Below are 12,094 nucleotides of genomic sequence, written 5' to 3' on the forward strand. Positions count from 1 at the left end.
CGAAAAGTCCCCTCTCCCTCCGTACCCGCAGGGCATAAAGGAGAGGGTTAGGGTGAGGGATGTTTTTAATTTTTTTATTCCGACAATCATGAGCGACCAACAGCATTTGCTACAACAACACCGTCAAGCGCTGCTGGCCTGTACTCGCTGCCCGGCCATGATCCGCCCAGTGGTTAGCGGCAAGCCGGTATTGTCGCCGGTGTTGCTAATCGGTCAGGCACCCGGCGATAAAGAAGGGGTGTTGGGCAGGCCGTTTGCCTGGACGGCGGGTAAGACGATGTTCAAATGGTTTGCCCAGATCGGCCTGGACGAAGCCAGTTTTCGGGAGCGGGTCTATATGGCGGCGGTGTGCCGCTGCTTTCCGGGGAAAAACCCCAAGGGCGGCGACCGCGTACCCAATCCGCAGGAAATCCAGCAATGCGCGGGGTGGCTGCAAGCGGAGGTAGCGCTGTTGCAGCCCAAGTTGATCATCCCGGTCGGCAAACTGGCGATTCAGCAAATGCTGGAGGTGGATAAGCTCAGCGAGGTCATCGGCGGTTTGCACCGCCTGAATTTTCACGGCCACGACACCGACGTCATCCCGCTGCCGCATCCCTCCGGTGCCTCCACCTGGCATCGTACCGAACCGGGTGCCGGTTTGCTGCAAGCGGCATTGGCCGAAATTCAGAAGCATCCGGCTTGGCGGCAGATTTTGCTTGGTTGAGTTAGGGTGTCGTTGAGCTTGCGAGTTGCTTCATTCGCGAATGATGTAGCCTATAGGATGTGCCGACGTTAGGAGGCGCATCGATCGTGAAACAATTGCGCCATGACAGAATACCGCCGATTTTACATACCCAACGCTATGTGGTTTTTCACCGTCAATCTTGCGGAACGGAAAAACAATCACCTGCTGATTGATAAGATTGATGAATTGCGAAATGCCTTTAGCTATGTAAAACAACGCAAACCTTTTCATATTGATGCCATCGTCATCATGCCTGATCATTTGCATTGTATTTGGACATTGCCGCCCGATGATGGCGATTTCTCTGTTAGATGGAATATGTTGAAAGGACGGTTTTCCAGATCCATTGACCATGGAGAACGAATTTCAAAAAGCCGTCAAAAACGCCGAGAACGAGGTATTTGGCAACGCCGATTGTGGGCGCATTTGATCGAAGACCAAGACGATTACAACAGTCATGTCGATTATATTCATTGGAATCCGGTGAAACACGGTCATGTCAAAAACGTCATCGACTGGTCGTATTCAAGTTTTCACCGTTTTGTGAAACAGGGGGTTTATGAAGAAAATTGGGGGAAGAGCGAAATGCCGGATATCAAAGGCATCGAGTAACTCGACAGATGCGCCTCCTGGCGTCGGCACATCCTATTTTCGTCAGAGTTTTGCGCACATTATCGCGTTGGCCATACTCGACTTTTCACCGATGGGTTGAAAAGGGCGTCTATCCGTTAGATTGGGCAGGAATTGACGGAGATTTATATGGCTTTGAGTAGTTTTAAAATACGGCGCAATCCCCGTTGGCTATGGCGCCTTACGGTTTTTGTATTACAAATCCAAGTGTAGGGCGTCAATAGGCGCAGCCGTATTGCGCCGTATGCTGGCCTTCAAACATGCGGCGCATTACGCTATCGCTAATGCGCCCTACGAGCTATTTTCGCCGGGATTTAGCGCACGTTATCGAGTTGCCGGAGCGCGGAGGGAAGCAATAAGCTCAACTTGTTGGCAGTCCCTCTCGAATGCAAAGTTAGATTTTTGCACCCATCTTCCTTTTCTTAACCCACTCAGGAATCTCTCCAATCTCTGGTGCTGTATCAATCTCAAAGATGTGCTGAAGTAGTGAGTTTATATCGGTGTCGATTTCTGACTTTGATATGCCAAGTTTTGATTTCATGTATATAGGCGTATTTTTTTCAAAATCCCCGTAAGCAACAACGATGTATTTTGTATTCATTTCTCCTTGGAGCATCATATCTCCTTGGATAATCATTGTTTCCCAGCCGACACCCGCTTTTCGCATGTCAGCTTTTTCTGCATAGTGCGAATCACAAATCAACAAAACCTTGCTTGCCTTAATTAATTCGTTCGTCATCCATTGCGGAAGATCCATGCCTGGTTTTAGATGAAATCTATCTAGTCTGGCGTCCACTCCATTTGCACAAAGTCTTTTTGCAAGTTCGAAGGTCCAGCTCTTAACGGAATCATCCTTCCACGAGTAGGAAATGAAAACGCGAGGATGCTCTATAACAATTTCTTCGTGATGGCGAGAGGCGGGTTCTTTTCCGGATATTAGTTGATATATATTTTTGTCCGGAATATAGACATTGACGGTGAAGTTTTCATTGCCGATAACTCGTTCGTAAGTATTAAATACCTCTACTGGGTCGAGGCTCCCAGCTCCTGTTCCTAGGAGAGGGATATTTACTATAGAGCAATCGTTTTGTTTACAAAAAGAAATTAGATCAGAGGCTATTTGTTCAATGGCCAGCAACTCTGAACTAGTTGTGTTTGCGTCGACAGATGCAGCATAGCCAACATAATCCGCCTTTGTATATCGCGCTTCTGTTGAAAGGACTCTGAGCTGTCCAAATGGCAGTGATGCGCTCGGGTACGGCAGATTGTTTTGCTCTATTTCCCCTTTAACCCAACTCGTGACTGAACCGCTGGAGCTGCAAGGCAGCACAATGAGGTCACATTTTTCATCAAATACGCTACCGCGCTTAATTTTTATCATTGGCAGTAATCCAATCGGACTAGAATTAGACGTCCTAAATGACGTAAAACATTGCGTCAAACATCGGTCTAATGGGTTTGTTAAGTAAAAAATTCATATTTACGCCAATGTTTTATAAAGATTCAGCCTATCCCAATCTCTTGGGCAAAAACGTCAATTTCCTGGGGCCGGTTATTTGGATGGCGGCATTCTAACGTGACTAAGGCCTTGGTGCTACATCGGACAAATCAGTACTCTGCTGACTCAACGCCCAACCACCCCCCAGCGCCTTATACATCTGCACCTGGGCGACTAGCACGTCCAGCCTGGCTTGTACCCGGCTGTTTTCGGTGGTTAGGTAGCTGCTTTGCGCGTTCAGCAGGGCTTGGTAATCGACGGCGCCGAGCCGGTAGCGGTTTTGCGAGATGTCGTAGGCCAGTTTGGCCTGGGCGGCGGCGTGTTGCAGGGCTTGCAGGCGGCGGCTGGAGTTGGCGTAGGTGGTGGCCGCATCTTCGACTTCTTTGAAGGCGGTCAATACGGTTTTCCGGTAGTTTTCCACCAATTCGGCATTCGTTGCCAGGGCGTTGCCCAAGGCGCCCTCCAGACGGCCGCCTTGAAACAAGGGCTGGGTCAGGCCGGCCGCCAGGCTGGCGGCGACGCCGGCTGGTTGCGGGTTGGATAATACGCTGCTCAGGCTGAGTTGCAGTTTGGGATAAAACGCCGCACGGGCCACGGCGATGTCGGCATGGGCGGCGATCAATTCCATTTCCAACTGGCCGATGTCGGGCCGACGTTGCAACAGCGTGGCCGGCTGCTCGGCGGCGATGGCCGGCACGCTCAGTGCGGCGAATTGCGCCGGTTCCAGTACCAGATGTTGCGGCGGATGGCCCAGCAAAATGGCCAGGGTGTTTTCCGCCAGGGTTTGCTGTTGCATCAGTAAATCCAGATTGGCCCTGGCGTTGGCTTGGGCGGTGCGCTGCTGCGCCACTTCCAGTTCGTAAGCGGCGCCGGCTCGCTGCCGGGCTTCGACGATGCTCAAAATCGCAGTAACCGTATCCAAAAAGTCGCTGGCGATTTGCCGGCGCTCCTGGATAGCCAGCAAATTGAAATAGGCCTGGCCGACATCGGCCATTACCACCAATTGTAAGGCATCGCGGGCGAACACCTGGCTGAGCAGCCGCGCGCTGCCGGCATCGCGCCGGGCCCGGTTGGCGCCCCATAAATCCACTTCGTACGAAATGTCCAACTGGCCGCTGGTTTTTTGGGTGTCGCTGGCGTTGTTGCGGGTGTCGGTAAAATCGCCGTTCAAGCTGGCGGCCGGCCACAGCCCGGCACCGGCGATACGGGCTTGGGCGCGGGCTTGTTCGATACGCTGGCGGGCGGCGCTCAAATCGTTATTATAGGCCAGCGCGTCGGCCATCAACCGGTTTAACTGCTCGCTGGCAAAGGCCCGCCACCATTGCGGATTGATGTTGGCGCTGTTGGCTTGTTCGGTCTGCCGCCATTGCGTGGGGGTTTCCACGACGGGGCGCTGGTAGTCGGTCAATAGATTGCAGCCGGTCACCAATAGCACCGTGCCGGCCAATAGCAAACGCACAGGCTTGATCAAACGTATTCTCGAATCGCCATGGGTCTTCATTCCCACGAAACCGGGAAGCCATGGTGATGTAAGCTGTTGATTGGATTCCCTCATCCCAGCCTTCTCCTTTATGCCCCACGGGTGCTGAAGGGAGAAGGAGTCTTTTTGAGCTGTTAGAAAGTCCCTGAAGTCAAGGTTAACCATTTTATTCATTCCGCCGCCAAAGCCACGACCGGGTCTAGATGAGCGGCCTTGCGGGCCGGTAAATAACCAAACAGCAGGCCGGTGCCGAAGGCGCAGGAAAAGGCCAATATCGCCGGCAACGGCGAGAACAATACCGCCATCTCGAAATACTTCAGGACGTAACCGGCAGCAAAACCCAACAATACGCCCATCAATCCGCCCAAAGTGCAGACCACCGCCGCTTCGGTATTGAATTGCAGCAAAATGTCGCGGCGGCGGGCGCCGGTGGCGATGCGGATGCCTATTTCGCGGGTGCGTTCGGTGACGCTGACCAGCATGATGTTCATCACGCCGATGCCGCCGACCAGCAGGGAAATCGCCGCGACGATGCCCAGCATCAGGGTAAAGGTATTTTGGGTTTCGGTGGCCGATTCGATGATGGAGGCCATGTTGCGGATCCGAAAATCTTCGGTCTGATGGCGGGCGATCAACAAATCGCTGATGGCTTGTTGGGTGTCGTCAATTTTGTTCAAGTCGCGAACCTTGACGGTGATGCCGCCCAGATATTTTTGACCAAACAGCCTGATCAAACCGGTACTGATCGGCACAAACACTCCATCGTCGCGGTCGCTGCCCATCGCGTCGGCGCCTTTGGGCGACATCACGCCGATCACTTCAAACGGAATATTGCCTATCATCACAAAGCGGCCGATAGGGGCTTCGCCTTCCACAAAAAGCAGTTTGCGCACCGTTTCGCCCAGCACCATCACCGGCGCATAGCGGCGCTGGTCGCGTTCGTCGAAGAAGTCGCCGCTGCCGACCGGCCAGTCGCGCACCATCGGCATGCTCGGCGCGACGCCTTGCACGCTGGTGGCGTAATCGACGGCGCCGTAACGCACCGTCAAGCGACTGCTGCGCTCGGGCGACGCCCATTCGACATTGTCCAGTTCGGCTATCGCCTCGGCGTCGGTCAAAGTGAGTGTCGCCACGTCGCCGCCGCCGCGAAAGCCGGTCAGGCCGGGGCGAATCGACAAGGTGTTGGTGCCCATCGCCCGCATCTGATCCAGCACTTTTTCCTGGCTGCCCTGGCCGACCGCCAGCATGGTGACCACGGCGGCGACGCCGATCACAATGCCCAGCAAGGTCAGGGAGGTACGAAACAAGTTGGCGCGCAAAGATCGCAACGCGGTTTTGGCGGCTTCGCCCAGTTCGGCCAGCAAACCAGCCGCGCCGATGCCGCGGTGCTGGGGCGGGGCCAATCGCTGTCCGCTTTGATTGGGGGTGCCGTCGCTGACGATTTTGCCGTCGGCGATATGAATGATGCGCTGGGCGTGGGCGGCGACTTTATCGTCGTGAGTGATCAATAAAATGGTGCGGCCTTCCTGATGCAAAGCTTTCAAAAGGGCCATCACTTCCGTACCGCTTTGGCTGTCCAGCGCGCCGGTAGGTTCGTCGGCCAGGATGACCGGCGGATCGTTCATCAAGGCGCGGGCGATGGCCACCCGTTGCTGTTGGCCGCCGGATAGTTGCATGGGTTTGTGACCGCTGCGTTCTGCCAAACCGAGTTTGCCGAGCAATTGCAAGGCGCGTTGCTGGCGTTCGGCTTTAGGTAGACCGGCGTACAAGGCCGGAATTTCCACATTTTCGGCGGCGGTTGCTGTGTTCAACAGGTTGTAGCGTTGGAAGACAAAGCCAAAGCTTTCCCGGCGCAGCTCTGCCAGTTGGTCAGGGTCTAAATCCGCGACATTTTGCCCCAGCACTTGGTAGCTGCCGACATCGGCTTTATCCAGACAGCCGATCAGGTTCATTAATGTGGATTTGCCCGAGCCGGACTGGCCGATGATCGCCACAAATTCGCCGGGCCAGATGCTTAGCGAGACATCGTCCAGCGCGCGGACGATGGCATCGCCGTTGGGGTAAAAGCGTTGAATATGCTCAAGTTGCAGCAGGGGCAGGGTGCTCATAGTCTGGGCACTCCGGCGCCGGGATAGCCTTGATTGTTTTTGCGGTTTTTAGCCTTGTCGTCCATGCCGGCGTTGATTTGTAGTTTGTCGCCGACGGTCAGGCCATCCAGCACTTGTGCAAAGCGCCGGGTTCTCAAGCCGATTTGGACGATTTTGTCTTGCACGCCTTGTTCGGTAAGGACTTTGATTTGGTAAGCATGACCGCTGGCTTTATCTTCCTTGCGTTGGCGTGGGCCCAGTGCGTTCACAGGAATCAGCGGCACTTGTTCGGCCTTGCCCAGCACAAAAAACATCTGGGTGCTCATGCCGGTCATCAGTTGCCGGTCGCGGTTATCGACATCCACCAGCACGTTGTAAAGCACCACGTTATTGATCACTTCCGGTGTCGGCAAAATCTGCCGCACCGCGCCTTGCCAGCGGCGTTCGCCGGAACCCAGCGTGGTGAAATACACCGGCATGTCCGAACGCAGGCGCATCACGTCGGCCTCGGCCACTTGAGCGCGCACTGTCATCGTATCCAGTTTGGCCAGTTGCAGGATGGTGGGAGTGGTTTGGTTGGCGTTCAGGGTTTGACCTTCGCGGGCTTTCTGATCGACCATGGTGCCGTCCATCGAGGCAAAGATTTTGGTGAAACCCAGATTGGTTTTGTCGCCGTTTAAAGTCGATTGCACCTGTTCGATTTGGGCTTGCAGCGATTCGGCGGTAGCTTTGGCGTTTTTCAAGGTGAATTCGCTGTTCTGAAAGTCCTGGACGCTGACGCCCTGGCTTTTCAGCAGTTCGCGGTTGCGGTCGTATTGTTGTTGGGCAAACACCACTTGCGCCTGCTGGCCGGCCAGTTGCGCCTGCAAATTTTTGATATTGGCTTCGTCGGCCGCAACGCGAGCGGCGTAGATCCGTGGGTCAATCTGCGCCAGCAATTGGCCGGCCTGGACGTTGTCGCCGATTTTAACGTAGATTTTTTGCAACTGGCCGGTCACCTGCGCACCGACATCCACGTATTCCTTGGGTTCCAGCTTGCCTTGGGCGGTGACGTTTTCTTCCAGATCGCCCAGCGTTACTTCCACGCTATCGGCTTTGTCCTGGTTTGCGTGTTTGGGTTGCTTGGCAAAATACCAGCCGCCAACTGCGACCGCGATAGCCAATAAAAACAGAGCAAGCCAGCGCAGACGCCGGCGGTTTGGGGAGGAAACGAGCGATTGCTGCATGGCAATAATGTATGTCTACTTGAGGATGACGGATAGTTTCCCGACCGGCAGTAGTGGCGATGGCTTCGACAGCGGATAGCAGGATATGGCTTGGCGGGATGCAGGAACGCTAGCTCAAGCCGCCCGCCAAGTCTGCAGGGAGTTTATGCTTTGGTATCGGGCTTGGCAATACTGGGAAGGTAAAGCTTGGTAAAGATGAGGTATCGGATTTTGGTTAGCGTCAATCAAGCAGGGAAGTAGTCGCAGTCGACCCAACGCGGAAGTTCGTGTATTTATCTTGAATGTCGGTTTAAAATTTAAATCGGCCATTCAAATAATAAAAATTGTAGGGTGGATAAGCGAAGCGCCATCCACCATGGGAACGCAAATAGGTGGATGACGCTTCGCTTATCCACCCTACGGCCCTGGGGTAGGTTTGTGACCTTTCCAGTCGTATAGTGCTGAGCCTGTAAGCTAATTACACGGCCTTTGCCGCCGGTCGCGGTCATACAATCGAGTGATTGTGGCCGGCATCTCGCAGCTTGCTGTCATTGAATAGGCAATTTGAGTTGGAGGAATACTCCCAAATTGATCCTAAATGTAATTACCCCGGCCAACGAGCAGTAACGTCATACTCGAAAAGCGCCTTGTTGCAGTTCCGCTTCCGTATGACCATCGAATCAGTGTTTTCGTACCCAAGCATCAGCAGGGAGGCAGTCAGAATCGCTGGGGTATCAACCATGTTTCCGAAGAAGCTGGAATTGCCGACAATGTAATGAAGCTCTGCACCCGGCTCCAGTACGTTTGGTAGCGACGATAAATGCAGGTGCATGTCATAGAAGTACTTGAGCACATAGGTCGCCATGAGCTGAGCATTCTTGCCGTCGCTCTTTGCGATGCGTCCAACCGCATCAGTTAGAACCTCCGGGAGCACTTTGCCATTTGGTCCCCATTCATTTAGGCGACTTGTAGCGATCCCCCAAGTGCCGCCTATCGCCTTCCAATCCATCTCACCCGCTTCTCGGGCTTCTTCAAGAAACTTCATCCAATACATGTATGGGCGAAGTTCTCTAATATAGCTGATGCGATTCGGATAAGGGGGGGAGGTGACGACAAGGTTGAAGCGCCGCCCCATTTCTGGAATAGCGCGGGCATCCACCGCAACAACCGCCCCCTGGCCGCGTAGCTGGGTACCGCTAGAGGCAAGCACGGCATCGAGAATGACTAGATACAGGTCTGTCACATGCTCGACTTCGTGGTCTATCGTCTCCGACGAGAATGACATGGACACGTGATTGAAGGCGGCTGCAGAAGTCTCTATCACCAACCGACAGAAGGCCACCCACGCCAGCCCGGTCGCTCGATCTTTCGCCGGCTCTCCGAACACTTCGACAAGCCCTGTCCGAAGTGCCGCTAGAGCTTGGAGTGTATCGGCTGACCACCAGCGCTCGATGTTGAACAGGCGGGGGGTCCAATTGTCCTTCTTCATCAAGGCGGGAACCCGAGCGATAGCCTGTTGCGCACCGTCTTGCACTAAGGCCAAGTGATCAGACGAGTATGACCGACACTTCACATTGCCAAGCCAGATCAAGAACGGATTGATGTCGAATGAAAGCGCAGAGTTGCCATGCTCCGCCGCCGTAAGTGTCGTGGTCGCAGTCCCGGAGAACGGATCAAGAATCGCAATATTGGGGGGGAATCTGGCGATTATCTCCTTCACCAGCTTTACAGAGTAGGCCGGAGTAAGCCGGAGCCAGCCGTGGCGACCGAGCGACTTGTTATGCTTAAACGTGAGGTCCGAGCGTTGCTTAACGGAATGGCGCGTGACTTCAAGCATTCAACAAGGCTTCCAGCGCTTCTTGGACTTCCTTCTGGATTGCGGGGGAGTTGCGCTTGAAAAAGTCGGCAAGATCAAAGCCCAAGACCTCCTTGCAGAAGGCGAACAGGGATGCGGTCGATGCGTCGTCTGCACGACCGACCAAAACTCCACCTCGGCTGTTTTGATAGCGAAGGACCAAATCACCGTCAATCTGACCGGAGAAGATGGCAAACACGGGCATGTAGCCTTGTGCCCAAGCTACGGCGATGTTGTCGATATCGCCGTTCTGCCGTTTACTATCCTTGCTCTTGTACCCCTGACGAACCTCGAACACCGCGCCGTGGTCGGGGATCTTCGCACCAAGAATTCGGCAGTATTCGGCAACCCACTCGTTCACCCGTGCCTTCACCGCAGCGTTCGTAATGTCATCGAATTGGAGGCGACCATCAAGCGAGAGTGTTTTGTCTTTCCCTGCGCTCGTCTTAGTCTTGTAGGACCATGTGGCGCTGTTCCTGTCCGTGTAGCCCGTGGCATCGATGATGATTTCACGAAAAAGGTTCTCGCACCCCTTGCCGATTTGCCGGTACACCGAGGTCATACCGCCTGCGGCTTTGTGGGCTGCATACATCAGTTCAGAATTCAGGCCGCACCACGCATAGAACGGGTCGGCCCCGTACAAGTCAAGAAACTGCGGAAGGGATACGCCTTCTTCTTTATTTCCCTGTCCAAACTTTGGTTTGTACCGCTTGCATACCTTCAGCGGGTCTAAAAACTTCTTCAACAACTCTTTCTCTGTCGCCACCGGCGATTCCTCTTCATTCTTGGTCTAAAAGCCGCCTCAAAGGCGGCGTTTCCATTATCCCACAATCAGAAAGGCCGAATCCCTGGAATTGACCGCCCGTCTGTATTCAGGATAAAGAGGCCCATTGAATGCCACTTAATCCAAACAATTGGTTCGCTAAAGACTTGCCTAACTCAACTAAAAAAACGCCAACCTTGCCGCCTCGCGCTCGCCGCCGTCGAAAAATCGCAAAGCCCATTGGTCGGTAGGGTCCAGAAAGCCGGCTTTGGGATCGGTTTTCTTTTGTTTGGCGGTCCAGCTGACATAGTCGCGAAAATAGTAATGATCGAACATACGCATGAACTCGCCCAAATACACGTCGGCGACCGCTGTGTCGCCGATGATGAATAGCTGGTTCTCGTCGTTGTAACGGCAGGAATTGGTGCTGAAGTTGGCCGAGCCGGTGACGACCAAGGGCTTGTCGGAAAGCGGATCTACCAGCAGGATTTTGGTATGCACATGCACACCGGAATGATGTTTGGATTCGGCCAGCAGCCGGCCTTGCCATTGCTCCAAAATGGATTTTTCATCTATAGCGGCACTGGCCGCCAATTGGGTGTTGGGCGCGTCGTGCAAGGCTTGACCGACTACGCTGCGGGTGTTCAACAAGCCCAAGACGTGAGCAGGCGCTGCGGCCAGGGCCGCTTCCAGGTCGTCGTGCATGGCAAACGGCGCGGTAAAGCAAATCAGGCGTTTGCTTGCCGTTACCCATTCCGCGCATTCGTTGATGGCTTCGGTGGATTTGCGTGGGCTTAGTACCAGATGCGAACCCGTCGCGGTCGTGGTCGGCGGTTGGGTTAAACCCATCGCGACTTTCCGCGAGTCGGCGCCGGGCAAGCTGGGGTTTTTCCAGACGGTTTGATGCCACTCGAAATATTGTTTGGCGGCTGTGGCATCACTGATGACGTGGCCGACGTTGGATTGCCCGTAAATCGCGCTATCGGTGAAATTGGTCGAGCCGGTCCACACCGACAGCGGTTTGCCTTTGCCGTTGCTCAACACCATAAATTTGTTATGCGAGATATTCAAACCGGCACCGGTGCGGGCTTTGCAGACGCTTTTCAAACCGTATTTTTTGATCTGCGGCAGCGCGTCGAGTGAAGGGCCGTCGCCTTTGGCGTCCAGCAAGCCGTCGTACAAAATCTCCAGCCTGACCTTGCGTTGCTTCGCGCGTTTAAGTGCCTCGAAAAATGCGTCCTTGGCAAATTCGTATAAAAATAAATGTAAGCCCTGTTTGGCTTTGGCCGCGTCTATATAGGCGATCAAGGCCTCCTCCAGGCCGCGCGACAGCCAGCGGCGCGCATTTTCATCGACAATCTCGCCGGCCGGCAAATGTGGAAAGCGCGATGCAAAAGCTTGGCTGGCAGCCGCACTGCGGTTGAAATGCACCGCATGACCTTGGCTGCCGATGGCGGCGGGTTGTTCGCAATTGACTTGCACGGCTACCGAATCGAAAGTCTTTAACGCGCCTGGTTTGCCGGTCAGCGCATGGACGGTGTAGGTATAACTGCGCCCAGGCTTGGTAGTGTAGTCACCCCAATGAAATTTCTGGATCGGGTGATGACGGCTGCTAACGCTGGAGCCGTCGTCGCCGGGTAGCTCGAAGCGCTTTAAGCCGCGCAGCCAAGTGATTTCGCCGTTTTCATGGTCTGTGCGTTGGATGCCGAAGCCGAGCAAGCCGCTGCAATAGGCTTTCGGGCAGGTAAATGCCAGCAGCACCACGTAGGTGCCGGCGATCGCTCTGACTTGCAAGCCCTTGGGGCTGATATTAATTTCGCTACGCATGGCCGTCTCCGTTTAGATAGAGTGG

General features: G+C 54.4%; 9 protein-coding genes. 2 read left to right on the plus strand and 7 right to left on the minus strand.

Annotated elements, in window-relative coordinates; genetic code table 11:
• Positions 1-88 precede the first annotated feature (88 nt).
• Positions 89-703 (plus strand): uracil-DNA glycosylase family protein, encoded by a 615-nt coding sequence (locus tag ACH5Y9_RS00320; protein WP_445368059.1) that lies wholly within the window; start codon positions 89-91, stop codon positions 701-703.
• Positions 704-805: 102 nt separating this feature from the next.
• Positions 806-1,336, plus strand: coding sequence for an REP-associated tyrosine transposase (locus ACH5Y9_RS00325; RefSeq protein ID WP_445368060.1), 531 nt, complete (start codon positions 806-808; stop codon positions 1,334-1,336).
• Between the two features lie 412 nt (positions 1,337-1,748).
• On the opposite strand, the gene ACH5Y9_RS00330 is transcribed toward ACH5Y9_RS00325, so the two are convergent.
• The 7 genes from ACH5Y9_RS00330 to ACH5Y9_RS00360 form a co-directional block, all read right to left on the minus strand.
• Positions 1,749-2,735 (minus strand): toll/interleukin-1 receptor domain-containing protein, encoded by a 987-nt coding sequence (locus ACH5Y9_RS00330; protein WP_445368061.1) that lies wholly within the window; start codon positions 2,733-2,735, stop codon positions 1,749-1,751.
• A gap of 199 nt (positions 2,736-2,934) precedes the next feature.
• Positions 2,935-4,407 (minus strand): efflux transporter outer membrane subunit, encoded by a 1,473-nt coding sequence (locus ACH5Y9_RS00335; RefSeq protein ID WP_445368062.1) that lies wholly within the window; start codon positions 4,405-4,407, stop codon positions 2,935-2,937.
• Between the two features lie 95 nt (positions 4,408-4,502).
• A complete protein-coding gene (locus ACH5Y9_RS00340; RefSeq protein WP_445368063.1) occupies positions 4,503-6,440 on the minus strand; it encodes a MacB family efflux pump subunit in 1,938 nt (645 codons plus the stop codon).
• Positions 6,437-7,645, minus strand: a complete 1,209-nt coding sequence (locus ACH5Y9_RS00345) for an efflux RND transporter periplasmic adaptor subunit (RefSeq protein ID WP_033158375.1) — start codon at positions 7,643-7,645, stop codon at positions 6,437-6,439. The genes ACH5Y9_RS00340 and ACH5Y9_RS00345 overlap by 4 nt, the downstream gene beginning before the upstream one ends.
• A 583-nt stretch (positions 7,646-8,228) precedes the next feature.
• Complete coding sequence (locus ACH5Y9_RS00350) at positions 8,229-9,461, minus strand: DNA adenine methylase (protein ID WP_033158376.1); 1,233 nt, start codon at positions 9,459-9,461, stop codon at positions 8,229-8,231.
• Entirely contained in the window at positions 9,454-10,245 is a 792-nt protein-coding gene (locus tag ACH5Y9_RS00355; protein ID WP_033158377.1) for a hypothetical protein, read from the minus strand. Before ACH5Y9_RS00355 ends, ACH5Y9_RS00350 begins: the two co-directional genes overlap by 8 nt.
• 177 nt (positions 10,246-10,422) lie before the next feature.
• A complete protein-coding gene (locus tag ACH5Y9_RS00360; protein ID WP_033158378.1) occupies positions 10,423-12,069 on the minus strand; it encodes a phospholipase D-like domain-containing protein in 1,647 nt (548 codons plus the stop codon).
• Positions 12,070-12,094: the final 25 nt, after the last annotated feature.

It is taken from the genome of Methylomonas sp. BW4-1, assembly GCF_052474385.1.